Origin of the sequence: Streptomyces sp. NPDC051322 (assembly GCF_040689485.1) — a bacterium.
Taxonomy (GTDB): Bacteria; Actinomycetota; Actinomycetes; order Streptomycetales; family Streptomycetaceae; genus Streptomyces.
This window is the reverse complement of sequence record NZ_JBFBAK010000004.1, coordinates 164,994-188,445: the sequence shown is the minus strand read 5'-3', so window position 1 is coordinate 188,445 and position 23,452 is coordinate 164,994. Positions and strand designations below refer to the sequence as shown.

The 23,452-nt window shown below is 69.8% G+C and carries 22 protein-coding genes; 16 read left to right on the top strand and 6 right to left on the bottom strand.

Annotation, left to right across the window (positions count from 1 at the left end; genetic code table 11):
* The first annotated feature begins 355 nt into the window (after window positions 1-355).
* Genes AB0436_RS12020 through AB0436_RS12000 form a run of 5 tightly spaced genes read left to right on the top strand, consistent with a single transcriptional unit; the run spans window position 356 to window position 5,240 of the window.
* Window positions 356-1,315, top strand: coding sequence for an ABC transporter substrate-binding protein (locus AB0436_RS12020; protein WP_366467677.1), 960 nt, complete (start codon window positions 356-358; stop codon window positions 1,313-1,315).
* Window position 1,316: 1 nt separating this feature from the next.
* Window positions 1,317-2,297: an amino acid ABC transporter permease gene (locus tag AB0436_RS12015; protein WP_366467676.1), complete on the top strand. Its 981-nt coding sequence runs from the start codon at window positions 1,317-1,319 to the stop codon at window positions 2,295-2,297.
* Window positions 2,298-2,299: 2 nt separating this feature from the next.
* Window positions 2,300-3,064, top strand: coding sequence for an amino acid ABC transporter ATP-binding protein (locus AB0436_RS12010; protein WP_366467675.1), 765 nt, complete (start codon window positions 2,300-2,302; stop codon window positions 3,062-3,064).
* Window positions 3,064-4,290 (top strand): M20/M25/M40 family metallo-hydrolase, encoded by a 1,227-nt coding sequence (locus tag AB0436_RS12005; RefSeq protein ID WP_366467674.1) that lies wholly within the window; start codon window positions 3,064-3,066, stop codon window positions 4,288-4,290. The genes AB0436_RS12010 and AB0436_RS12005 overlap by 1 nt, the downstream gene beginning before the upstream one ends.
* A gap of 47 nt (window positions 4,291-4,337) precedes the next feature.
* Entirely contained in the window at window positions 4,338-5,240 is a 903-nt protein-coding gene (locus AB0436_RS12000; protein WP_366467673.1) for a MurR/RpiR family transcriptional regulator, read from the top strand.
* Window positions 5,241-5,368: 128 nt separating this feature from the next.
* Here AB0436_RS12000 and AB0436_RS11995 read toward each other — a convergent pair whose 3' ends face one another.
* Complete coding sequence (locus tag AB0436_RS11995) at window positions 5,369-7,039, bottom strand: IclR family transcriptional regulator C-terminal domain-containing protein (RefSeq protein ID WP_366467672.1); 1,671 nt, start codon at window positions 7,037-7,039, stop codon at window positions 5,369-5,371.
* Window positions 7,040-7,179: 140 nt separating this feature from the next.
* On the opposite strand from AB0436_RS11995, the gene AB0436_RS11990 reads away from it, so the two are divergent.
* Genes AB0436_RS11990 through AB0436_RS11960 form a run of 7 tightly spaced genes read left to right on the top strand, consistent with a single transcriptional unit; the run spans window position 7,180 to window position 13,391 of the window.
* A complete protein-coding gene (locus AB0436_RS11990) occupies window positions 7,180-7,935 on the top strand; it encodes a CoA transferase subunit A (protein WP_366467671.1) in 756 nt (251 codons plus the stop codon).
* Window positions 7,935-8,561, top strand: coding sequence for a CoA transferase subunit B (locus AB0436_RS11985; protein ID WP_366467670.1), 627 nt, complete (start codon window positions 7,935-7,937; stop codon window positions 8,559-8,561). Before AB0436_RS11990 ends, AB0436_RS11985 begins: the two co-directional genes overlap by 1 nt.
* Window positions 8,562-8,620: 59 nt before the next feature.
* Window positions 8,621-9,352 (top strand): protocatechuate 3,4-dioxygenase subunit beta, encoded by a 732-nt coding sequence (gene pcaH, locus AB0436_RS11980; RefSeq protein WP_366467669.1) that lies wholly within the window; start codon window positions 8,621-8,623, stop codon window positions 9,350-9,352.
* Entirely contained in the window at window positions 9,349-9,924 is a 576-nt protein-coding gene (gene pcaG, locus AB0436_RS11975) for a protocatechuate 3,4-dioxygenase subunit alpha (protein WP_366467668.1), read from the top strand. The genes pcaH and pcaG overlap by 4 nt, the downstream gene beginning before the upstream one ends.
* A complete protein-coding gene (gene pcaB, locus AB0436_RS11970; protein WP_366467666.1) occupies window positions 9,911-11,305 on the top strand; it encodes a 3-carboxy-cis,cis-muconate cycloisomerase in 1,395 nt (464 codons plus the stop codon). Before pcaG ends, pcaB begins: the two co-directional genes overlap by 14 nt.
* Window positions 11,305-12,111, top strand: a complete 807-nt coding sequence (gene pcaD / locus AB0436_RS11965) for a 3-oxoadipate enol-lactonase (protein ID WP_366467665.1) — start codon at window positions 11,305-11,307, stop codon at window positions 12,109-12,111. Before pcaB ends, pcaD begins: the two co-directional genes overlap by 1 nt.
* Window positions 12,111-13,391 (top strand): 4-hydroxybenzoate 3-monooxygenase, encoded by a 1,281-nt coding sequence (locus AB0436_RS11960; protein WP_366467664.1) that lies wholly within the window; start codon window positions 12,111-12,113, stop codon window positions 13,389-13,391. The genes pcaD and AB0436_RS11960 overlap by 1 nt, the downstream gene beginning before the upstream one ends.
* A 30-nt stretch (window positions 13,392-13,421) precedes the next feature.
* Here the strand turns inward: AB0436_RS11960 and AB0436_RS11955 are convergent, their stop codons facing one another.
* The 4 genes from AB0436_RS11955 to AB0436_RS11940 form a co-directional block, all read right to left on the bottom strand.
* Entirely contained in the window at window positions 13,422-14,378 is a 957-nt protein-coding gene (locus AB0436_RS11955) for a PDR/VanB family oxidoreductase (protein WP_366467663.1), read from the bottom strand.
* Window positions 14,375-14,560 carry a hypothetical protein gene (locus AB0436_RS11950; protein ID WP_366467662.1) on the bottom strand — a complete coding sequence of 62 codons (186 nt, stop codon included), beginning with the start codon at window positions 14,558-14,560 and terminating at the stop codon, window positions 14,375-14,377. Before AB0436_RS11950 ends, AB0436_RS11955 begins: the two co-directional genes overlap by 4 nt.
* Window positions 14,557-15,564 (bottom strand): aromatic ring-hydroxylating dioxygenase subunit alpha, encoded by a 1,008-nt coding sequence (locus AB0436_RS11945; RefSeq protein WP_366467661.1) that lies wholly within the window; start codon window positions 15,562-15,564, stop codon window positions 14,557-14,559. Before AB0436_RS11945 ends, AB0436_RS11950 begins: the two co-directional genes overlap by 4 nt.
* Window positions 15,565-15,668: 104 nt before the next feature.
* Window positions 15,669-16,454 (bottom strand): IclR family transcriptional regulator, encoded by a 786-nt coding sequence (locus tag AB0436_RS11940; protein WP_366467950.1) that lies wholly within the window; start codon window positions 16,452-16,454, stop codon window positions 15,669-15,671.
* Window positions 16,455-16,631: 177 nt separating this feature from the next.
* Between AB0436_RS11940 and AB0436_RS11935 the strand changes: the two genes are divergently transcribed.
* From AB0436_RS11935 to AB0436_RS11925, 3 genes are all read left to right on the top strand, one after another.
* Window positions 16,632-18,122: an MFS transporter gene (locus AB0436_RS11935; RefSeq protein ID WP_366467660.1), complete on the top strand. Its 1,491-nt coding sequence runs from the start codon at window positions 16,632-16,634 to the stop codon at window positions 18,120-18,122.
* An 82-nt stretch (window positions 18,123-18,204) separates the two neighbouring features.
* Window positions 18,205-18,834 (top strand): helix-turn-helix domain-containing protein, encoded by a 630-nt coding sequence (locus tag AB0436_RS11930; protein ID WP_366467659.1) that lies wholly within the window; start codon window positions 18,205-18,207, stop codon window positions 18,832-18,834.
* 62 nt (window positions 18,835-18,896) lie between these two features.
* On the top strand, window positions 18,897-19,667 hold the full coding sequence (locus tag AB0436_RS11925) for a class I SAM-dependent methyltransferase (RefSeq protein ID WP_366467658.1): 771 nt from the start codon (window positions 18,897-18,899) through the stop codon (window positions 19,665-19,667).
* A gap of 56 nt (window positions 19,668-19,723) precedes the next feature.
* Here AB0436_RS11925 and AB0436_RS11920 read toward each other — a convergent pair whose 3' ends face one another.
* Window positions 19,724-21,379, bottom strand: a complete 1,656-nt coding sequence (locus AB0436_RS11920; RefSeq protein WP_366467949.1) for a glycoside hydrolase family 18 protein — start codon at window positions 21,377-21,379, stop codon at window positions 19,724-19,726.
* A gap of 320 nt (window positions 21,380-21,699) precedes the next feature.
* Here AB0436_RS11920 and pgm point away from each other — a divergent pair, with 320 nt between their 5' ends.
* Window positions 21,700-23,340, top strand: coding sequence for a phosphoglucomutase (alpha-D-glucose-1,6-bisphosphate-dependent) (gene pgm / locus AB0436_RS11915; protein WP_366467657.1), 1,641 nt, complete (start codon window positions 21,700-21,702; stop codon window positions 23,338-23,340).
* Window positions 23,341-23,452: the final 112 nt, after the last annotated feature.

Sequence of the window (23,452 nt, the reverse complement as noted above, 5' to 3'; positions counted from 1 at the left end):
GTAGGGCTCTGCGGACGCGAGAAGGCTAGAAGCACCGCTGCATGAAGTCTATGAGTGTGCGCAAAAATGGGGGAGAAACTTGCAAAATTCCGATCACAGAGGGCTCGACAAGACGATATAGGCGTTACGGATGGCATCGAGGTATCGCATTATGAAACGCCAAGGCGTCAATTGATTGCTCAGCAGTACGTCCCCAACGGTTCCGTGTCCTCGCCTCGCGAGCGCCTTCCTCGCGTGGATCGATCGCTGTGTCGATGTAATGGGTGTTACGTCTATGCGCTGACTCGCTGTCTGTGTAACGTACGAACCACGGCCGGCGGTGAACACCGCACGGCAGCATCCGTGGGAGGAGTCCGTGTTGCACACCCGCTCATTCCGCCGCGCAGAAGCGGCGACCGCACTGGCGATCACATCCGCCATCACGCTGTCTGCATGCGACAGCGGCAGTCCGGGCAACAGGGCAGCAGCCCCCGCTGCGGTCGTCAGCGTTGCCGGTGCGCGCGTCCATCGTGATCCCGGACTTCATGCCGCTCTCCCCGACGCGGTGAAGTCCTCCGGCACGGTCCGGGTGGCCACCGATGTGCCGTACGCGCCGTTCGTGATGTTCGTGACCGCGGGAAGGCCGGGTCTCACCGGGCTCGACTATGACCTCGGACAGGCGCTCGGCGCCACGTTGGGGGTGAGATTCGCCTTCACGGCGCAGAAGTTCGACGGCATCGTGCCAGCCATTCAGGCCGGGAAGTTCGACGCAGTCATATCCGCCATGACCGATACCAAGGAGCGCCAGCAAGTCCTGGACTTTGTGGACTACTCCGTGTCCGGATCGGGGATCCTCGTCGCCAACGGAAATCCGGACAAGGTCGCCGGTCTCGATGACCTCTGCGGCAGGAAGGCCGGTGCTGAGGCTGCTTCCCATCAGCTGGAAGTCCTCGAGGCTCATCAGTCCACGTGTACCGAGGCCGGCAAAAGCCCGGTGTCCATCCAGACCTTCCCCAAGGATTCCGATGCGCAACTAGCCCTGCGCGCAGGGAAAGTGGCCGCCGATCTGCTCACCCTGCCTGCGGCTGCATGGACGGCCAAGTCGGCGGATGCGGGCCGCGCCTTTGAAGTCGTCGAGGATCCAGCGCATGGTGGCGGCTACGACGCCACCCCCAACGGAATCGGCGTTGCCAAACGCCTTCCCGGGCTGACCGATGCCATCCAGAAGGCACTGCAGAAGCTGATCAGCAATGGCACCCTCACGAAGATCTGCGACAAGTACGGTGTTGCCGACATTGCGGTAAAGGAAGCCACTCGGAACTCGGCGGTGTCCTGATATGGCAGCCGTCGGATCCACCGGCTCCACGCAGAGGGCCCCCGCCCCACCGCAGCCCCTGCCGGAGAACGTCACTGCGGTTCCGGTCCGGCACTGGGGTCGCTGGCTGGCCGCCGCGATTGCGCTCAGCGCGCTCGCCGGGCTGATCGGCTCCCTGGCCGGAAACAGCAACCTGCACTGGTCGGTTATCGGAGATTATGTCTTCGCGGACCTGGTATTCCGCGGACTGGTCACCACACTATGGCTCACGGCGGCTGCGATGGCGGTCGGCCTCGGCCTCGGAGTCATCGTCGCCGTGATGCGGCTGTCGTCCAATCCCGTGCTTCATGCGCTCGCGACATCGTTCGTGTGGATATTTCGCAGCACCCCGCTGCTGGTTCAGATCATCTTCTGGGGATACGCCGGCGCGCTCTACCAACATGTACTGATCGGTATCCCCTTCACCCATGTCACCTTCGTCCGGGCGGACACCAACACACTGCTTACGCCCGCGGTGGCGGCGCTCATGGCCCTCGGCTTGAACGAGGCGGCGTACATCAGCGAGATCGTCCGCGGTGGCATCCAGTCCGTCGACGCCGGTCAGACCGAGGCAGCTCAGTCGCTGGGCATGCGTCCCGCCCTCGCGACCCGGCGAATCGTGCTGCCACAGGCCATGCGGGTGATCATCCCGCCGTTGGGCAACGAGACGATCAATATGCTCAAGATGACCGCCCTGGTGTCCGTGATCTCGGCGCACGACCTGATGTCCAACATCCAGGATGTCTACGCTCAGAGCTACCAGGTCATCCCCATGCTCGTGGTCGCCAGTATCTGGTACCTGATCCTGGTTACCGGGCTGAGCCTGCCACAGAGCTGGCTGGAGCGCCGGTACGGGCGTGGCACCGCCGCTCCAGCCGTCGCAGGCCCGCTGAAGCGCCTTGTCACGGGCGCTGCACTGCGCGTCTCCCGTGCGGGCTCCACACCGGCTGACACGAAGGAGTGACGATGGGAACGCCCATGGTGCACGCCGATGGCGTGCGCAAGCACTTCGGTAGGGTCGACGTCCTGCGGGGCATCGACCTGACCGTGGAACGTGGCCAGGTGTGCTGCCTGCTGGGACCGTCCGGCTCAGGCAAGTCGACCTTCCTGCGCTGTATCAACCATTTGGAGAAACTTGACGGGGGCCGGCTGACGGTCGACGGTGCTCCGGTCGGATATCGGCGGCAGGGCCACCGGCTTTATGAGCTGAAGGAGCGTGAGGTCGCCCTCAGCCGCCGGGACATCGGGATGGTGTTCCAGCGGTTCAATCTCTTCCCGCACATGACAGCGCTGCAGAACGTCATGGAGGCCCCCGTGAAGGTGGCTGGCGAGGGCAGGGCTGCGGCTCGGGCCGACGCCCTGCGCCTTCTGGAGCGCGTCGGTCTTGCCGACCGCGTCGACCGGTATCCGGCCCAGCTCTCCGGTGGCCAGCAGCAGCGCGTGGCCATCGCCAGAGCATTGGCGATGAAGCCCAAGCTGATGCTCTTCGACGAGCCGACGTCCGCCTTGGATCCCGAACTGGTCGGCGAGGTTCTGGACGTCATGAGACAGCTCGCCTCCGACGGCATGACGATGATCGTGGTCACTCACGAGATCGGCTTCGCCAAGGAGGTGGGCGATTCCGCCGTGTTCATGGATGGCGGTGTCGTGATCGAGGCCGGTGACCCGCTGCAGGTACTCGGCGAGCCCCGGCACGAACGGACCCGCGCGTTTCTCTCGAAGGTGCTGTGATGACCCACGTACGTCAGCAGGGAACAGCAGCCCGGACCGCGGCCCTCATCCTGCCCGAGGCTCTCGCCCGCCAGGACCGCTATCTCGCCGAGCTGGAGCACCTGGTTTCCATCGACTCGGGGTCCTACAGTCCCGAAGGGGTCAACCGCGTCGCGTCATGGACTGTTCGGCGGCTGGCCACGATGGGTTTCGAGGTGGAGCGGGTTCCCGTCGCTACCGAGGACCCGAGCGCTGGATTCGGCGACATGGTGGTCGGCCGGCTGCGTGGCAGCCTCCCCGTGGCACAGGGCGGCAGGCGCATCCTCCTGGCGGGCCACATGGACACCGTCTTCGACGACGGGACGGCAGCGCTGCGGCCCTTCTCACGGAAGGGTCCGCTCGCCCACGGTCCTGGTGTGAGCGACGACAAGGGAGGGCTGCTGGCCGGCCTCACCGCTGTCGAGCTCCTGCTGTACCGGAGGCTGCCGGCCTTCGCGGAGATCGTCTTCCTCGCCACTCCCGATGAGGAGATCGGTTCGCCGGCCAGCCGCTCGGTGACAGCTGCCATCGCCGACGGCATGCACTACGCCGTGGGCCTGGAGTGTGCCCGGGAGAACGGTGATCTCGTCATCGCGCGCAAGGGTGTCGCGGACTTCCTGATCACGATTACCGGGCGGGCGGCACATGCAGGTATCGAACCGGAGCGCGGTGCGAACGCCGCACTGGCCGCGGCCAGTCTGCTCGTCTCCTGTCAACAGATGAACGGACGCTGGGACGACGTCACCGTCAACGTGGGAATCGTCAGGGCAGGCAGCCGCATCAACATCGTCTGCCCCGAAGCCGAACTGCATGTGGAGGTGCGTTCGTCCACCGTCGGCGGCATTGAGCGCGCCGGCGAGGCCATCGGCGCCGCAGCCGCCCGGCTGTCCGTACCGGGCACCAGCGCTACCGTTCGACAGACCGACGCGTGTCCGCCGATGGAGGACACCCCGGAGGCCCGGGACATGCTCGCTCACGCCCTGGAGGCAGGAAAGGAACTGGCCCTGGGCCTCGGGGCCGCCGCCACCGGCGGGGTCGGTGACGCCAACACCATCGCCGGCGCCGGAGTGCCCACCCTCGACGGCCTCGGACCGGTCGGGGGCGGGGACCACGGCCCGGACGAGTGGCTGGACGTCACAACGGTCCCCTCCCGCATCGCGCTGCTGGCAGCTCTGATCGCGGCTCTCGGAGATGCGCGCGACAGCTGACCTGCTGCCCCTGCGTAACCTGGGTCCTTGGAAAGGTGGCTCATCCCATGCCCTCACTTGCCGAAGAGATCCGGTACAAGCTCGGTGACCTCAGTCCCGCTGAACGTAAAGTGGCCCGCGTGCTGCTCGCCGGCTACCCGTCGGCGGGATTCGAGACCGTGGCCACACTCGCCGAACGGGCAGGGGTGAGCGCCCCCACCGTAATCCGTTTCGTCAACAGGCTCGGCTACAAGGGGTTCCCCGACTTCCAGGCAGCGTTGCGCGGGGAACTGGAAGAACGCAGCGCCTCGCCTCTCGAGTTGTACAGCACACGTGGATACGCCAGCAGCCCGCACCGGAAGGAGGGAGAAGTGCGGGGCGCCGCAGACGACGCGGGCGAGGGCGAGCCGGACGTATTCAGTGCTGCGGTGGCCCGTACGCTGCGGGAACTGCCGCCGCACGACATGCAGGCGGCAGTCGATCTGCTCTGCCATCCGAAGCGTCGTGTGATTCTCGTCGGCGGCCGGTTCACGCATCTGCTGGCGCAGTATCTGGCCCTGCATCTCATGCAGTTGCGCGGCCAAGTGGTACTTCTGCCGGATCGGGACGTGGAGCGCACCGCAATTCTCGCTGGGCTGGGCCGTCAGGACGTCCTCATCGTCTTCGACTACCGCCGTTATGAACCGGACAAGATCGTCATTGCGGAGATGGCCAGGGACTGCGGCAGCAAGATCGTGCTCTTCACCGATACCTGGCTCTCGCCGGTGACCAATCTTGCCGACGTTGTCCTCCCCAACCAGGTGGCCGCGCCCTCCCCGTACGACAGCCTGGTACCCACGCTGGCCACGGTTGAGACGGTCCTCGCGCGTGTACTGGGGCAGCTGGGCGAGGCAGGACGCGAACACCTGGAACACGGTGAGGCCGTCGCTCGCCGAGCGGGTATCCAGCCGACCGATTCCGGTCCGCTCTAGACGTGCGACCGCGTACGGACGGACGGAATGGGCAAGCGCGTTGCATGTATGGCAGCTCATGAGAGGGCGCCCGGAACTGGGCCCGCAGTAATGCAACGCTGAACCCGTTGATACGAGCCGGCTGCGGCTCAACCGATCCTGATCGGCGTCCGTTCGGAGACCAGGGCGACATCGGCCGTGATGGCGGCAGCGCACTCCCGCAGCGCCGGCAGGATGGTGGCGCGCGCCTCGGCGGCCGAGGTGCGGCCGGCGTGCAACGAGACATTGACGGCGGTGATCACCGAGCCGCTTCGGTCCCGTACCGGGACGGCCACGGACCGCAGGCCCTCCTCCAACTCCTCGTTGACCATGGCGTATCCGGCCTCGGCCGTGCGGTCGAGGACCGCGCGGAGCTCTGCGGGGTCGGTCAGCGTGTGTCCGGTCAGGGGGCGTGGTGTGATGCGTCCGAGTCGGGCAGTGCGTTCACCGCCGGGCAGCCCGGCCAGCAGGACCCGGCCCATCGAGGTGGCGTACGCGGGGAAGCGGGTGCCGACCGTGATGTTCACGCTCATGATCCGTCCGGCGGCGACCCGGGCCACGTAGCGGATGTCGTCGCCGTCCAGGACGGCGACGGACGCCGACTCGTGGATCCGGCCCACCAGGGCGGCCAGGTGCGGCTGGGCGAGCTCACCCAGGGTCAGTCGCGACAGTACGGAGTAGCCCAGTTCCAGCACTCGGGGCCTCGGCACGAAAAGCCCCTCGTCCGCTGCGGCATAGCCCACCTGCTGCAGCGTCAGCAGTGCGCGCCGGGCCGTGGCGCGGGGAAGAGCGGTGGTCCGTGCCACCTCGGACAGGGTCATTCCGCCTCCTGCGCTGCCCAGCGCGGCGAGCACCGAGAGGCCCCTGGCCAGTGACTGAAGGTAGCTGGGCCCCAGCTCGGCCTTCGGGTCCAGCGAGGTGTCGCGCTGCTGCGCAGGCGCCGGATCGCTGGAGGCGCCAGGGGCTCCGGCAGCGAGTGCCTGCGCCATCTGCTGCGCCGTCCGCTGCATCCTGGCCAGCACGGCGTCGCGCAGCGAAGCGGCGGAGTGGCGGCTGGTGTGGGACACCACGCTCAGCGCGCACACGGCGCGGCCGGCGGTGTCCCGGACCGGTACGGCGACCGCGACGAGGCCGGGTTCGATGAACTGATCGTCCACCGACCACCCCTGCTCCCGGGCGACGGCCGCCCGACGGGCCAACGCCGCCTCCTCGGCCGGCAGATCCACGGCGGGTGGCGGCGGCACAGCCAGAAGCGACCTGTCCGGATCCCGCCGCCGCTCGCGCCACACGGCGTACTCCTCCGGGCCCCACTCCGCGGCGAAGAGCGCTCCCGGGGCGCACACCTCGGCGGGCAGCGCGTCCCCGGCACTGAAGGTCACGGAGAGGGTGCGACGGCGCGCGGCCTGTGCGATGAAACGGACGGCGTCCACATCGGGGACGGCAAGAGAGACCGACTCGTCGAGTTCGTCGGCGAGTGCTTCCGACGACGGAGCGAGGAGGTCCACCAGTGCGACCGCACGCAGATAGGCACCGCTCAGTTCCATCGAACGGGGCGCGAGGACCAGGTCGCGGTCCTCGGCGCGCAGATGCCCGAGGTGGACGAGCGTGGTGGCGATCCGGTCGACGGGTGACCGGGCGAGGCCGGTGGCACGGGCCAGTTCGCTGGCACGCAACCGGCCACCCGGCGCCGAAGCGAGCGTCCGGAGCACGGTGAGACCGCGCTCCAGCGGGCTCCCGGCGGTGGCCTCGGTGGAAGCGTCGACGGTGCTGCTCTGCGGCATCTGCGCCCTCCTCGTGTGGGAACGGTACCTGCCGTGCCGAGCGCGACCGGCACCGTTGACAAGCGGCGATGGCAGGCGGAGACTCTGCGCAGCAATTGAACTATAGTTCACTGGGCGAACGCACACGATCGGACGAACGGATGGACAAGACGGTTCCCACCGCAGCTGAGGCGGTCGCCGACATCGGCGACGGAGCTTCGCTGGCCGTGGGGGGCTTCGGACTCAGCGGAGTGCCCGATGTGCTCATCGACGCACTTCACGGGCAGGGCGCGAGCCGGCTGAGTGTGGTCTCCAACAACTGCGGAGTGGACGGAGGCGGCCTGGGCATCCTGTTGGCCGCCGGGCGGATCGTCCGGGTCACCGGCAGTTATGTCGGCAACAACAAGGAGTTCGCCCGCCGCTACCTGAGCGGGGAACTCGAGCTGGAGCTCACCCCGCAGGGCACCCTGTCCGAGCGGCTCCGCGCGGGCGGCGCGGGCATCCCGGCCTTCTTCACGCCCGCCGGCGTGGGCACCCAGGTCGCCGAGGGCGGACTGCCCTGGCGTTACGGCCCGGACGGCACGGTCGCCGTGGGCTCGCCGCCGAAGCAGGTGCGCGAGTTCGACGGCGCCGATTACGTCATGGAACGCGCCATCACCACCGATTTCGCGCTGGTCCGTGCCGCGGTGGGCGACCGTCACGGGAACCTGGTCTTCCACCGGGCGGCACGCAATTTCAATCCGTTGGCGGCGATGGCCGGGCGGGTCACCCTCGCCGAGGTGGAGCAACTGGTCGAGCCGGGCGAACTCGACCCCGACAGCATCCATGTCCCCGGCGTGTTCGTGCAGCGGGTGGTCGAACTGACCCCGCAGCAGGCCGCGGCCAAGAAGATCGAGAAGAGGACGGTGCGCGACTGATGGCCTGGTCCAGGGATGACATGGCGGCCCGGGCGGCCCTCGAGCTGGAAGACGGCACGTACGCCAACCTCGGCATAGGCCTGCCGACGCTGATCCCCGGCTTCCTGCCGGCCGGCGTGGACGTGGTCCTCCAGTCCGAGAACGGGATCCTCGGTGTGGGGCCCTATCCCACTGCGGACGAAGTGGACCCCGACCTGGTCAACGCGGGCAAGGAAACGGTTACCGTGCGGCCCGGCGCCTCCTTCTTCGACTCCGCGCTCTCCTTCGGCATGATCCGCGGCGGACACATAGACATCGCGGTGCTCGGCGCCATGCAGGTCTCGGCCCGCGGAGATCTCGCCAACTGGATGATCCCGGGAAAGATGGTCAAGGGCATGGGGGGCGCGATGGACCTCGTCCACGGTGCCCGCAGGGTGATCGTCCTGATGGAGCACAACGCCAGGGACGGCGGTGCCAAGATCCTCGAGGACTGCACCCTGCCGCTCACCGGAAAGGCCTGCGTGCACCGGATCATCACGGACCTGGGCGTGCTGGACGTCACCGAGGACGGTCTGCTGCTGGTGGAAACCGCGCCCGGGGTGAGCGCTCAGGAACTGCGCGACCGCACCGCGGCGAAAGTCCGGTAGCGACCCCGGTACGGCGCCCCACGTACGGCGCCCCACGACGTTCCAGGAGGAGAACCCGCATGACAGAACAGGCAGCCATCGACGCGGAGATAGCGGCGGTCGAGCCCAACGGGCAGCCGCATCCCGCCCGCGACTACCGGCCGTATCGCAGCACCGCGCTGCGCCACCCCCAGCAGTCCCTGGTGGTGGTGAAGGACCCCGAGGCCGTCGAGCTGACCGGCCCCGTCTTCGGCGTCACCGATGTCACCGACCTCGACGCCGACCTCACTAGCCAGCACTCCGGTGAGCCGCTCGGTGAACGGATCACCGTCACCGGGCGGGTGACCGACCGTCATAACAAACCGGTACGCGGCCAGTTGGTGGAGATCTGGCAGGCCAATGCCTCCGGCCGCTATGCCCACCTGCGCGACCAGCACCCGGCCCCCATCGATGCCAACTTCACCGGCGCGGGACGGTGCCTGACGGACGACCTCGGCAACTACACGTTCACCACCATCAAGCCCGGTGCGTATCCCTGGCGTAACCACCACAACGCCTGGCGGCCTGCGCACATCCACTTCTCGCTGTTCGGAAACGCCTTCACCGAACGGCTGATCACCCAGATGTACTTTCCCGGTGACCCACTGTTCCGCTACGACCCGATTCTCCAGTCCGTGACCGACCCGGCGGCCCGTGAGCGCCTGGTCGCCGCCTACGACCACGAGTTGTCCCGCTCGGAATGGTCGCTCGGATATCGCTTCGACATCGTGCTGGACGGCCCGCAGGCGACCTGGACGGAGGACGCGCAGTGACCACCCCCAACACCCCGGGCCCCACCCCCTCGCAGACCGTGGGCCCCTTCTACGGCTATGCCCTGCCCTTCACCGGCGGCGGAGAGATCGCACCGACCGGTCACCCCGACACCGTCACCCTGCACGGCCGGGTGTTCGACGGTGAGGGCCGGCCGGTCCCGGACGCGCTGCTCGAGTTCTGGCAGTCCGCACCGGACGGTTCGCGGGCCGGCGCACCGGGATCGCTGCGCCGCGACCCGGTGAACGCCGTGGTGCTGGGCCGCCACGGGGTGGACTTCACCGGCTTCGGCCGCGTCGCCACCGACGCGGACGGGCACTGGGCCGTCCGCACGCTGCAGCCGCACCGATCGGCGCCGTACCTGTCCATCTGCGTCTTCGCCCGTGGCCTGCTGCACCATCTCTACACCCGGGCCTATCTGCCGGACCACGAACCGGACGCGCTGCTGACCTCGCTTCCGGTGGAACGACGCGCCACCCTGCTGGCCCGCCAGGAGCGCACGGGCGTCTACGGTTTCGACATCAGGCTCCAGGGGGGAACCACCGAGGAGACGGTCTTCCTTGACTTCCACTGATCCCGGGCCGGACCCGGACGCCGCGGACATCGGACTGCTCGGCCCGGGCTGGGCCGGCTCGACGGTGGAGGAAGCGACCGGTGACCGGGCTTTCCTGCAGGCCATGCTGGACGCCGAGGCCGCATTGACCCGCGCTCAGGCGGCACTCGGCCTGGCGCCCGCCGAGGCCGCGGCAGCGGTCGACCGCGCCGCGCGCGCCGCCGATTTCGACCTGCGGACGCTGGCCCTGCGCGCCCGCACCGGCGGCAACCCGGTGATCCCGCTGGTCACCGCCCTCACCCGGGCGGTGCCCGAGCAGTACGCCGGCCATGTCCACCGCGGGGCCACCAGCCAGGACATCCTGGACACCGCCGCCATGCTGGTGGCCCGCAGGGCCGTCCGGCTGATCACGGCGGACCTGGACGACGCGGCCGTGGACCTCGCCCGGCTGGCCGCCGAGCATCGTGGTACGCCCATGCCCGGCCGCACGCTGACCCAGCAGGCCGTTCCGGTCACCTTCGGTCTGAAGGCGGTGGGCTGGCGTCATCTGGTGCTCGATGCCCGCGACCGGCTCGGTGCCGTGGTGTTGCCGGCCCAACTGGGCGGCGCGGCGGGGACGCTCGCCTCCTTCGGGGAACAGGCGCTGCCGCTCGCCGCTCGATTCGCCGCCGAGACCGGCCTCGCCGAACCGCTGCTGCCCTGGCACGTACTGCGGACCCCGGTGGCCGAGTTGGGTGCCGCTCTGGCGCTCACCGGCGGCGGACTCGGCAAGATCGCCGCCGATGTGCTGGTGCTCTCCCGTACCGAGATCGCCGAAGTGGCCGAGGGCTCGGGTGGCGGTTCGTCCGCCATGCCGCACAAGGCCAACCCGGTCCGTGCCACGCTGATCGCCGCGGCCGCCCGCCAACTGCCCGCGCTCGCAGCGGTGCTGTTCGGCTCGATGGCCGCGGAGGACGAACGTCCGGCCGGTGCCTGGCACGCCGAGTGGCAGCCGCTGCGCCAGGCGCTGCGGCTGGCCGGCGGAGCGGCCCGGGACGCCGCTGAACTCGTCGGCGGTCTGCGGGTCCGGCAGCGCCCGATGCGCGACCATCTCGACCTGACGGGCGGTCTGATCGTCTCCGAGCGGCTCGTCGCCGTCCTGGAACCGCTGATGGGACGGGCGGCGGGGCGCGATCTGCTCTCCCGCGCCTCCCGGCGGGCCGCCGAGACGTCCGTCCCGCTGGCGGACGCGCTTGCCGACGAGCCGGACATCGCCGGAGCGTTCACCCCCCGGCAGCTGACCGAATTGCTCGATCCGACCGCCTATCCCGGTGCCGCCGAGGCGCTGATCGACCGTGCCCTGTCGCGCGGGAGACCCGCAGCCACCGAAGCCACCGAAGCCACCCCGGAGGACACCCTCTGATGACCGCTGTGCTGCACCATCGATGCGACGGGCCCACCGGGGCGCCGCCTCTTCTCCTCGGACCGTCGCTGGGCACGTCGCTGGCCGTGTGGGACGCCCAGGCGCCCGCCCTGGCCGAACGGCACCGCGTGGTCCGCTGGGATCTGCCCGGCCACGGTGGCACCCCGGCCGGCCTCCTGCGCGCACTCGGCACCGACCTCGCCGTCACGGTCGCCGATCTGGCCGGTCTGGTCATCACGCTGGCCGACTCTCTCGGTATCGACCGCTTCGCCTATGCGGGAGTCTCGCTGGGCGGCGCGGTCGGCGCCTGGCTCGCCGTGCATCATCCCGAGCGGGTGACGACGCTCGCCCTGGTCTGCTCATCGGCCCGCTTCGGCGGCCCCGAAGGCTGGCAGGAACGGGCCGCTCTGGTGCGCGGACAAGGCACCGAAGCCCTCACCTCCGGCGCCCCGGGCCGCTGGTTCACCCCCGCGTTCGCGCATACCCCGGCCGCCACCGCGATGGTCGGCGACCTGCTGGCGACATCGGCGGCCGGGTACGCGGACTGCTGTGACGCCCTGGCGGGCTTCGATCTCCGCGCCGACCTGGCACGCATCACCGCACCGACCCTGGTCGTCGCCGGACAACAGGACCCGGCCACCCCGCTCGACCACGCCACGGAACTGGCCGACGGAATCCCGGGCGCCGTACTCGTGGAGATACCGGCGGCATCCCACCTCGCCCCCGTCGAGCAGCCCGGCCCGGTGCTCGCGGCGCTGACCGGACATCTGGCCGCACATCCGACTCACTGCCAGGAGGGCCACTGATGGCCGACGCCACGCCACACGACGCCACGCCACACGACGCCACGCCACACGACGCCACCGGACACCGGACCGCCCCGCGCGGCACCGCCCCCCGCGCGACCGCCCGTCGCACCACCGTCGGTATCGTCGGAGGCGGGCCGGCCGGACTGCTGCTCGCCCGGCTGCTGCACCGGGCCGGCGTGGACTGCGTCGTGCTGGAGAGCCGCGAACGCGCGTACGTGGAACAGCGTCAGCGGGCCGGAATCCTGGAACAGGGCACGGTCGACGCGCTGCGCGAAAGCGGCGCGGCCGACCGGCTGGACCGTGAGGGCATCGTCCACGAGGGAATCGAACTGCGCTGGGAACGGCGCGGCCACCGTATCGACTTCCCCGAGCTGACCGGCGGCCGCAAGGTCTGGGTCTATGCCCAGACCGAAGTGGTCAGGGACCTCATCGCCCTGCAACTCGCCGACGGCCCCCCGCTCCTGTTCGGAGCCACCGTTCGCGAGATCACCGGCGCCGATACCGACCGGCCCGTGATCCACTACAGGCACGAGGGGCGCGAACGGACGCTGGAGTGCGACTACGTGGTCGGTTGCGACGGATTCCACGGAGTGACCCGCGCCGCGATACCGGAGAAGCACCGGGTCAGCCACGAGCGGGTGTACCCGTACTCCTGGCTCGGGATTCTCGCTGACGTACCGCCCTCCTGCGACGAGCTGATCTATGCCCACTCACGGCGTGGGTTCGCGCTGCACAGCATGCGTTCCGCCACGGTCAGCCGGCTCTACCTCCAAGTACCCAACGACACCGATCCCGCCGAATGGCCGGACGAACGGATCTGGGACGAGCTGGACGCCCGCTTCGCGGTCGACGGCGAGTGGAAACTGCGGCGCGGCCCGATCACCTCCAAGGCGGTGCTCCCCATGCGCAGCCATGTGACCGAGCCGATGCGCTGGGGGCGGGTGTTCCTGGCGGGCGACGCGGCGCATATCGTGCCGCCGACCGGAGCGAAGGGACTCAACCTGGCCGCCTCGGACGTGATCGTCCTGGCCCGGGCGCTGGCGCACCTGCAGCGCACCGGCGACACGGACCTGCTCGCCGCCTACTCGGACACCTGTCTGCGCCGGGTCTGGCGGGCCGAGCACTTCTCCTGGTTCATGACGACCACCTTGCACACCGACCCGCAGCAGAGTGAATTCCAGACCCGGCTGCAGTTGTCGCAGCTCGGCCGGATCGCCTCCTCGCCGCACGCCGCGGCCGAGCTCGCGGAGAACTACGCGGGTCTGCCCATCGGTTGAGTCCCTCCGCCGACCCCGCTCCGCCCGGTTCTACAGATCGAGCACCAGACGGGAGCCCAGGCAGCGGGACACACAGATCATCATGGTCTCGTTCGCCTGCTGCTCCGCCGCGGTGAGCACCGAGTCGCGGTGGTCCGCGGCGCCCTCCAGGATGTCCGTCTCGCAGGTGCCGCAGGTGCCTTCCGTGCAGGAATAGAGGACGTCGATCCCGGCCTCCCGCACCGTGTCCAGCACGCTGCGCTCCGGCGCCACGGTCAGCACCCGTCCCGAGCGCCGGAGCTCCAGCTCGAAGGCGTGGGCACCGGTACCGGATTCGGCCGGCAGCTCTTTCGGACTGAAGCGCTCCATGTGCAGCGTCCCCGCCTCCCAGGACGAACAGCTGCGCTCGGCGGCCGTCAGCAGCGGGCCGGGACCGCAGCAGTACACCAGGGTGTCCGCTTGCGGGGTGCCCAGCAGGGCATCCAGATCGAGCAGCCCCGTCTCATCCTGTGGTGCCACGTCGACCCGGTCGCCGTAGCGGGCCACCAGGTCATCGGCGAACGCCATCGAGCTGCGGCTGCGGCCTCCGTAGAGAAGGGTCCACTCGGCGCCCGCCGCATCCGCCGCGGCGATCATCGGCAGGATCGGGGTGATGCCGATTCCACCGGCGACAAAACGGTAGCGCGGCGCCGGCTGCAAGGGGAAGTGGTTACGTGGTCCCCGCACCCGGACCGTCGTACCTTCGGTGAGGGCGTCGTGGACGGTCGCAGAACCGCCGCGCCCGGATTCCTCGCGCAGTACCGCGATCCGCCAGCGGGTGCGTTCGTGGGGGTCACCGCAGAGCGAGTACTGCCGCTCCTGCCCGCCCGGCAGCAGCAGGTCGACATGGGCACCCGGCTGCCAAGGGGGCAGCTCGGCGCCTTGGGGGTGACGCAGCGTCAGGGACACCACGCCGGAGGCCTCGACGGTCCGCCGGGAAACGGTCAGCTCCGCTTCGTGGTCGTTCATTCTGTCGTCCTTTCGTGCTCCACCGGGTCGTGCCCCACCGGGTGGGACAGCATCCACTCCCAGAGCACCACGGGGTCGTCGGCGGACTGCTCGGCCCCGCAGTGGCAGACACCGGAGAGCAGGTCCGTACCGGGTACCCAGGAGATCCGGTACACCTCGCCCGGGTCGTCGGCGCTGCTCACCGGTCGGCCAGCCGGGCGAGGATGCGGCGGGCGGCGAGTCCGCCGGTGTCGATGTTGATGCTGAGTTCCTGGTAGGGGCCCGGTTCGGCGTCGAGCGCGGTCTGCAGCAGGTTGAGTGCGTCCACGTCCTGCATCACCACGGTGTGGTTGAAGTCCCGCAGGAATGCGCTGAGTTCGGTGTCGTCCACGGCGAAGTCGCGGGAGACGGCCCAGAAGTCGTAGACCTTGCCCTCGGCGGACGGGGTGATGGCGTAGGTGATCTCGGTGAGGAAGGCGGGGGAGGCCTGGCCGACCGGCGTGATGCGGCTGTGCAGCAGATAGAGGCAGGGGGCGTGGTACTCGATGTCCTGTTTCCGGGTGATCCTGCCCTCGATACCGGTGGAGCGCGCGTAGAACGGCGGGCACTCGGCGTCGTCCATGTGCCGGCCGACCCGGACCACGCCGGCTGCTTCGTCCACCTCCGTGGTGATGGGCGTCTCGGCGACCTCGGGCGTGCCGATGTATCCGCCGTGCAGGTAGGTCTCATGGGAGAGATCCAGCAGGTTGTCGACGAGCAGCCCGTAGTCGGCGTCGATCGGCTCCATGCCGCAGACCGTGGTCCACCCGGGCCGGACCAGATGCTCGGCGCGGGGGATGGTGAGCGGGTCCGCGAGAGCGGGATCGCCGATCCAGATCCAGACGAAGGAGTCCTGCTCGACCACCGGATAGGAGCTGACCCTGGCCGTCCGCGGGACACGTTTCTGCCCGGGCACCTGCACGCAGGTGCCCGTGGTCTCGTAGGTGAAGCCGTGATAGCCGCAGACCACCCGGTCGCCGTCCAGTCTGCTCGCGGAGAGCGGGAAGCGGCGGTGGACACAGCGGTCGGCCAGCGCGACGACGGTGTCGGAGTCCTCGGTGCGGTAGAGGGCGATGGGCTCGTCGAGCACGGTGCGGGCCAGCAGCTCGCGTCCGACCTCGGAGCCGTAGGCGGCGACGTACCACTGATTGCGTGCGAATGGAGTCATGGCACTTCCGTCCCTGAAGAGGCTGCGCGGTGTGCGAACAGGTTCCTGACGGATCCGGGGGGACGGCAACGCCACTTCCGCCTGACGGAAGTGCTCGGCGGACCTCAGCGTGCGGGTGGCGGCGACTGCCAGCCGAGGGCCCGGGAAATGCTCCGGCCCGCCACCCGCACGGCAGGGGCCAACGCATGGGTTCTGGCGCCGGCGGCCGGTACCACGACGGAGATCGCGGCCACCACGTCACCACGCGGCCCGAACACCGGTGCGGCCACAGACACCGCGTCCTCGGTGACCTGACGCTCACTCACCGCGCACCCGGTGCGCCGTACTTCGGCCAGGATGCGGCGCAGCCGGGCCGGCTCGGTGACGGTGTACGGAGTGAACGCGGGCAGCGGGCGGCTGCAGAAGTGCTGCTGCAGCGCGGTGTCCGCGTAGGCCAGCAGCACCAGGCCGACACCGGTCGCGTGCAGCGGCCAGCGGGCGCCTACCTGGATGCGCACGCCCACCGCCGAATGCCCCGACAGCCACTCGGTGTAGACGACCTCCATGCCGTCCCGGACCGCGAGCTGGACGTTCTCGTGGGTGGCCTCGTAGAGGTCCTCCAGGAACGGCAGTGCCGCCTGGCGCAGGCCGAGCCCCCGCGGCGCCAGCGCGGCGACCTCCCACAGCCGGAGCCCGACGTGGTACAGCCCGTCCTGGTCCCGCTCCAGCGCCCCCCACGCCGTGAGCGCGGCCAGCAGCCGGTGCGCGGTGGGGACCGGGAGATCGGCCCGGCGGCTGAGCTCGGTCAGTGACAGAGCCGGGCGGTCCAGGCTGAAGGCGCCCAGAAGGTCGAGCAGCCGGTCTGCCGCGGATCTCGCGGGGGAGCGGGGCGGGTGTTCGGCGGCGGGGATCGCGGACTCCGGCGGTCGGTGGCGATGGGGACGCAGGCCAGCATGGCACGGTGGTCAACCCGGGGCCCAGCACATGTCATCATCTGTAGACATCATCTGTAGACATCATCTGTGGACATCGTCCGAGGACAGTGGGTGATGCCGAAGAGCGTGATGACGAAGAGGTGGTATTCCGTCGTGCAGGCAGCCAACAAGCAGCCCACCGTGCGGGAGCGGGCGCTGGTTCCGGTGCTGGTCTCCCTCGGCATGCTGGTCGCCGTGGTCAGCAGCCTCGGCGCCCCGCTGATCCCGACCATCGCCGCGGTGGAGCACGTCTCGCTGACCGACGCGCAGTGGTCGCTGACCGTCACCCTGCTGGTCGGTGCGGTCGCCACGCCGACGATGGGACGGCTCGGCGACGGGCCGCGCCGCCGCCAGGTGATCCTCGGGGCGCTGGTCGCGGTACTGCTCGGCAGCGTGCTGGCCGCGTTGCCCCTGGGATTCGCCTGCCTGGTCACCGGCCGTGCGCTGCAGGGCGTCGGTCTCGGCCTCACCCCGCTGGCCATAGCTACCGCGCGGGACGCGCTGCCCGCCGAGCGGTCCCGGCCGGCCGTCGCGCTGCTGTCGATCACCACCGTCGCGGGCGTCGGCCTGGGCTATCCGCTGACCGGGCTCATCGCGCAGTCCTTCGACGTGTACGCCGGCTTCTGGTTCGGGGCGGTCGTCAGCGCCGCGGCGCTGGTGGCCGCCGCGATCGTGCTGCCTTCCACCGCACACCGCGCCGCGCGGCCGCTGGACGTGCTCGGCGCCCTGTTGCTCGGCGCCGCGCTGGCCGGGCTGCTCTTCGTACTCAGCGAAGCCGAACTGTGGGGATGGACCTCGGCGCGGCTGCTCGCGCTGGCTGCCGGATCGGTCCTGCTGCTGGTCTGGTGGGTCGCCCACGAACTGCGCACCCCCCATCCACTGGTGGATCTTCGGCTGGCCCGGGACCGGGTGGTGCTCACCGCTGATGTGACCGCGCTGATCGCCGGGGTCGCGATGTATCTGCTGATGACGGTGGTGACCCGCTTCGTCCAGACACCGACGAGCGCCGGATACGGCTTCGGCTCCTCCGTGGTCGTCACCGGTCTGGTACTGCTGCCGTTCTCCGTGGCCAGTGTGGCGGCCGGCCGCCTGGTGCCGCTGCTGACCCGACGGATACCGCTGGCCCGGGTACTCCCGGTCGGCTACGTGATCTCGCTCGCCGCCATGCTGATCTTCGTGTTCGCCCGGGACAGCCTCTGGGAGATGTTCGCCGTCATGGGCGTGGCCGGGCTGGGTGTCGGCTGTACCTTCGCCGTGATGCCCGGCCTCATCGTGCGGGCCGTGCCCGCACACGAGACCGGCAGCGCGATAAGTTTCAACCAGGTGCTGCGCTACGTCGGTTACTCGACCGGCAGCGCCCTGAGCGCGACCGTGCTGCAGGCGCACACCGCCGCCGGACACACCCTGCCGTCGGGCGACGGCTATCTCACCGCCGCGCTGCTCGGCGCCGGCGTGTGGGTGGCCACCGGCGTGGTGTGCCTGGTGCTGCTCCGCAACCGCTCAGCGGCAGCGGACACGGCTCCGCTCATGACGCGCCGGGCCAACGCCGATGCCCCGGAGCAGGGCGAAGGGCAGACGGCGCAGGTCCTCTCGGCCGAGCGGTGAGCACGGCAGAAACCCGGCAGAGCGAACGCAGAGCGAACACAGAGGGAACACGGTGGCAGGCACCCGGAACGAAGGCGGACGGATGAGCAGTGAGCGGCAGGCCGGCGGCGAGCCCCCGGCGGCCGCCGGCCCCGGCCCGTCGCGCGACCAGCGGCCGGTACGTAAGCGGGACGCCGCACGCAGCCGCGAACTGCTCCTGCAGGCGGCCGCCGCGCTCTTCGCCGACCGCGGCTTCGAGCGGACCACCGTCCGGGAGATCGGCGAACGTGCCGGTGTCGACCCGGCGCTCATCGCCCGCTACTTCGGGGGCAAGACCCAGCTGTACATCGCCGCGCTGCAGGCCGAGACCGGCGGCGCCGTCCCGGCCGACCTGCTCGACCGCGACCGGCTGCTCGGCCTGCTGGACCGGGTGGGCCGCCAGGGCCCCGGACCCGCCTTTCAGGCCGCCGTGCGGCCGCACGAGGACCCGGCCGCGCAGGCGGCGGCCCGTGCCGAACTGCACCGCAGGCTGGTCGAGCCACTGGCCGGGCGATTCACCCGCGACGGCCTCGACCGCCCGCAGCTGCGCGCCGAGATCGCGGTGGCGGCGTTCATCGGGGTCCTGCTGGGACGCGGCTCGGGGGCGTTCGACGAACTCTCCCGGACCGACGACGCCGAGTTGGCCGTACTGGTGCGCGAGGTTCTCGCAGGCGAACGTGCGGGCACCGCATAGCCTGTACGCGGACGACGTTCGACCCGGCGCAGGGCCGAGACACGTAGCGGAGGCGGTTGCTGATGTTCTCGCAGGCCAAGGCGGCGATGTCGGGTGCCTGGGCGCCGTTCGCCCCCGACGGTCCCACCTTCCGCGAGCTGACCGTCCAGGCGCTCTCCTCCATCGAACGCGGCTACGACCTGCTGGCCCCCAAGTTCGACCGGACTCCCTTTCGTACACCCGACCGGGTCCTGGATGCGGTCGCCGGCGAGTTGCGGCCGCTGGGCCCCTTCGACGCCGGCCTCGACGTCTGCTGCGGCACCGGCGCGGGGGCCGGGGCGCTGCGGTCGCTCTGCGAGGGACGCGTCACCGGTGTGGACTTCAGCGCCGGGATGCTGGCCGCCGCCAGGCAGGTTGACGCGATAGCTGACCGGACGCCCGCGGTGGAGTGGGTACGAGCTGACGCCCGCGCCCTGCCGTTCCGCGGAGCCTTCGATCTGGCGGTGAGTTTCGGGGCGTTCGGGCATTTCCTGCCGGCCGAGCGCCCCGGTCTGTTCGCCGGGGTGCACCGTGCGCTGCGGCCGGGCGGGGTGTTCGCCTTCCCGATCGGCGCTCCGCAGCCGCCGGGCTCACCGCTGTACTGGACGCTGCTCGGCTTCGACGTGGCGATGCGGGTCCGCAATCTGCTGTGGCGGCCGCAGTTCGTCATGTACTACCGCACCTTCCCACTGAAGGAAGTGCGCGAGGATCTGGTCCGGGCCGGGTTCTCGGTGGAGTTGTGGCCCCTGGAGGAATTTGGCCGCCGCGCCGATGGGAGCCCGCACTGGCGTCTTGTGGTGGCCCGCCGGCGGTGACGGTGCAGCACGCCGCCGGGGAGCGGGGTGCTGCACCGTGGGCGGAGCCGACGGCCCTACGGCAGGGCGTGCACGTGCGGTCCGACCGCGTTCGACCAGGCGTTGCCCGACAAGGCGTCCCAGTTGGTCGACCAGGTCATCGCGCCGCGCAGACCCGGGTAGGTCTTGGCCGGTTTGAAAGTGCCGCAGCCGGTCCCCTTGGTGAGGCAGTCCAGCGCGTTGTTGACGACGCTCGGCGATACGTAGCCGCTGCCCGCCCCCCTGGTCGACGCGGGTACTCCGAGACCGACCTGGGACGGGTCGAGGCCGCCCTCCAGCTGGATGCAGGCCAGGGCCGTGAGGAAGTCCACCGAGCCCTGGGAGTAGACCTTGCCGTCGCAGCCCAGCATGGAACCGCTGTTGTAGTACTGCATGTTGACGACGGTGAGAATGTTCTTGATGTCGAGCGCCGTCTGGAAGTACCCGTTCGACGTCGACTGCATGTCGATCGTCTGCGGCGCCATGGTGATCACCAGCCCCGGGCCCGCCTTGGCCGAGAGCGACTTCAGTGCCTGCGACATGTACGTGGAGTTGATGCCGTTCTCCAGGTCGATGTCGACTCCGTCGAAGCCGTACTCCTGCATCAGTGAGTAGACGGAGTTGGCGAAGTTGTTCGCGGAGGTGGTGTCGGAGACCGAAATCGTGCCGTTCTGGCCGCCGATGGAGATGATGACCGACTTGCCCGCTGCCTGCTTGGCCTTGATGTCGGCCTTGAACTGGTCGACGGTGTAGCCGTTCAGCCCGGCGGTGTCGAGGGTGAAGGAGACAGCCCCCGGTGTCGTCGTCGCATCGGCGAACGCGACCGCGATGATGTCGTAATTCGCCGGTACATCACTGATCTTCTGCACGGTCGCGCCGTTGTTGAAATTCTGCCAGTAGCCGGTCACCGCGTGTTCGGGTACGGAACCACCGCCCGTTCCGCCACCGGTGTCGGCGGAGGTACGGGCCGTGACGGCGCCGGACCTGGGTGATTCGCCCGCCGCGTTGGTCGCCGTCACCTGGAACTGGTACGAAGTGTCGGCCGACAGCCCCGTCACCGTCGCCGAGGCGCCGGTCGATGACTGGACCTTTGCACCGTCACGGTAGACGTTGTAACCGGTCGCACCGGACGACGGGTTCCAGGACAGGTCCACCGAACTCCTGGTGACCGACCCGGCCGTGAGCCCGCCGGGCGCCGCGGGGACGGTCGGCCCCGGATCGCTGCCACCGCCCCCGTCCGGGCCGATCACCGAGAAGTCGTCGGCATAGTAGGCGGGCTGCCCGTACCAGCCGTGGACGTAGACCGTGACGGACGTGGTGGACGCCCCGGTCTTGAAGCTCGTGGACAGCTGGGACCAGCCGGAGGAGCCGGGCGTCCAGGTCGACACGTCGGTGGTTCCGGTGCCGCTCGCACCGAGGTACACATAACTGCCCTGTACCCAACTGCTCAGCTGGTAGGTCGAGTTGGGAAGTACCGCCACGGTCTGCGCGCACTGGGCGTTGTCCTGCCCGGACGGAGCGGCCTTCAGGGCCGCGCTGCCGCTGTGCACAGGGGTGGTGACGGTGGCTCCGCTGCTCGCGGTGCAGGTCCAGTTGGTCAGGCCCGACTCGAATCCGGCGTTCTTGGCGACGTTGATGTCCGCGGCCTGGGCGGTGCCGGTCAGGCCGGCTGCCGAGAGGGCCGCCGCTGCGATGACGGCGAGCGCGCCGCCGAGCCAGGATCTTCGGGGTGCACGGTCCACGAGATGCCTCCGGGGGGTGTACTGGGACGGAGTGTTGGGAGCAACTGCTGGGACGGTGGCCACCGCTGGTACTGAAAGGTGGTCCAGACCAATGGGATTGTCAAGACCTGAAGCATCTTCCGGTGCAGTGACGACCCGTCGGCCACGGGCATCGCCGCCGGGCCGGCCCGGTCGCGCATCGCGACGCGGCGAGGCACCCGCCCACCACATCCCGGACCCGGGAGTATGAGCTGACAAACTGATCTCAACGATCGACCTGGAGGAGTGGGCAGATGCCGCACGAACGAGCGGGACAGCAGGCGCGGCCGGAGGACCTGACCGATGTCGCCCGGCTGGTGACCTCGTACTACGCCCTGCACCCGGATCCCGGCGAGCCGGCCCAGCGGGTGGCGTTCGGGACCTCGGGGCACCGCGGTTCGTCCTTCGCCACCGCGTTCAACGAGGATCACATCGCCGCGACCAGCCAGGCGATCTGTGAGTACCGGGCCCGGCAGGGCACCGACGGGCCACTGTTCATCGGGGCCGACACGCACGCGTTGTCGGAGCCGGCCCGGGTCACCGCCCTCGAGGTGTTCGCCGCCAACGACGTGAGCGTGCTCATCGACACCGCCGACGGCTACACACCGACGCCGGCCGTGTCACATGCGATCCTCACCCACAACCGGGGCCGTACCTCGGCGCTCGCGGACGGCGTGGTGGTCACCCCGTCCCACAACCCGCCCGCCGACGGCGGGTTCAAGTACAACCCGCCCAGCGGCGGCCCGGCCGGCTCCGACGCGACGGGGTGGATCCAGGACCGGGCCAACGAGATCATCGCAGGCGGGCTGAAGGACGTGCGCAGGCTGCCGTACGCCCGCGCGCTGGCAGCATCGACGACCGGACGGTACGACTTCCTCGACAGCTATGTGAGAGATCTGCCGGCCGTCCTCGACCTGGACGCGGTACGCGACGCGGGGGTACGGATCGGCGCGGATCCGCTGGGCGGTGCGTCCGTCGCGTACTGGGGACGTATCGCCGAGCAGCACCGGATCGATCTGACGGTAGTCAATCCGCTCGCCGACCCGACCTGGCGGTTCATGACACTGGACTGGGACGGAAAGATCCGGATGGACTGTTCGTCGCCGCACGCCATGGCCTCGCTGATCGAGCGGCGTGATCAGTATCAGATCGCGACGGGCAATGACGCCGACGCGGACCGGCACGGCATCGTCACCCCGGACGCCGGGCTGATGAACCCGAACCACTATCTCGCCGCGGCCATCGCCTACCTCTTCACTCACCGTGAGCGATGGCCCCAGGACGCGGGCATCGGCAAGACTCTGGTGTCGTCCGGGATGATCGACCGGGTGGCTGCCGACCTCGGACGCCGACTGGTCGAGGTGCCGGTCGGGTTCAAGTGGTTCGTGGACGGACTTGTCGACGGCTCGCTGGGCTTCGGCGGCGAGGAGTCGGCAGGCGCCTCCTTCCTGCGTCACGACGGCTCGGTGTGGACCACCGACAAGGACGGCATCATCCTGGCGCTGCTGGCGTCAGAGATCCTCGCGGTCACCGGCAAGACGCCTTCCGAGCACTACGCCGAGCTCACCGAACAGTTCGGCTCACCTGCCTACGCACGCATCGACGCCCCGGCCACCAGGCAGGAGAAGGCGGTCCTGGCCAGGCTCTCGCCCGAGCAGGTCACCGCGGACACCCTGGCCGGGGAGCGCGTCACCGACGTGCTGACCGAGGCGCCGGGCAACGGGGCATCGATCGGCGGGATCAAGGTGATGACGGAGAATGCCTGGTTCGCCGCGCGGCCGTCGGGCACCGAGGACGTGTACAAGATCTACGGTGAGTCCTTCCTGGGCGCCGACCATCTGGGCCGGGTGCAGGAGGAGGCCAGGGCCGTGGTCTCCGCGGCCCTGGCCGGCTGAGCCGCCTCCTGACGGGCGGTGGTTGCCGGAGCCGCACCGGCAATCCCCCTTCCGGCCGCGGACCGGCGACCTGTTCGGGGGCATCGCGGTCGGGAACGGGCCGTGAGCAGTG

Coding starts and splice junctions, on each gene's coding strand:
- AB0436_RS12015 (WP_366467676.1), top strand. CDS start 1,317: ATGGCAGCCGTCGGATCCACCGGCTCCACGCAGAGGGCCCCCGCCCCA.
- AB0436_RS12010 (WP_366467675.1), top strand. CDS start 2,300: ATGGGAACGCCCATGGTGCACGCCGATGGCGTGCGCAAGCACTTCGGT.
- AB0436_RS12005 (WP_366467674.1), top strand. CDS start 3,064: ATGACCCACGTACGTCAGCAGGGAACAGCAGCCCGGACCGCGGCCCTC.
- AB0436_RS12000 (WP_366467673.1), top strand. CDS start 4,338: ATGCCCTCACTTGCCGAAGAGATCCGGTACAAGCTCGGTGACCTCAGT.
- AB0436_RS11995 (WP_366467672.1), bottom strand. CDS start 7,039: ATGCCGCAGAGCAGCACCGTCGACGCTTCCACCGAGGCCACCGCCGGG.
- AB0436_RS11990 (WP_366467671.1), top strand. CDS start 7,180: ATGGACAAGACGGTTCCCACCGCAGCTGAGGCGGTCGCCGACATCGGC.
- AB0436_RS11985 (WP_366467670.1), top strand. CDS start 7,935: ATGGCCTGGTCCAGGGATGACATGGCGGCCCGGGCGGCCCTCGAGCTG.
- pcaH (WP_366467669.1), top strand. CDS start 8,621: ATGACAGAACAGGCAGCCATCGACGCGGAGATAGCGGCGGTCGAGCCC.
- pcaD (WP_366467665.1), top strand. CDS start 11,305: ATGACCGCTGTGCTGCACCATCGATGCGACGGGCCCACCGGGGCGCCG.
- AB0436_RS11960 (WP_366467664.1), top strand. CDS start 12,111: ATGGCCGACGCCACGCCACACGACGCCACGCCACACGACGCCACGCCA.
- AB0436_RS11955 (WP_366467663.1), bottom strand. CDS start 14,378: ATGAACGACCACGAAGCGGAGCTGACCGTTTCCCGGCGGACCGTCGAG.
- AB0436_RS11945 (WP_366467661.1), bottom strand. CDS start 15,564: ATGACTCCATTCGCACGCAATCAGTGGTACGTCGCCGCCTACGGCTCC.
- AB0436_RS11930 (WP_366467659.1), top strand. CDS start 18,205: ATGAGCAGTGAGCGGCAGGCCGGCGGCGAGCCCCCGGCGGCCGCCGGC.
- AB0436_RS11925 (WP_366467658.1), top strand. CDS start 18,897: ATGTTCTCGCAGGCCAAGGCGGCGATGTCGGGTGCCTGGGCGCCGTTC.
- pgm (WP_366467657.1), top strand. CDS start 21,700: ATGCCGCACGAACGAGCGGGACAGCAGGCGCGGCCGGAGGACCTGACC.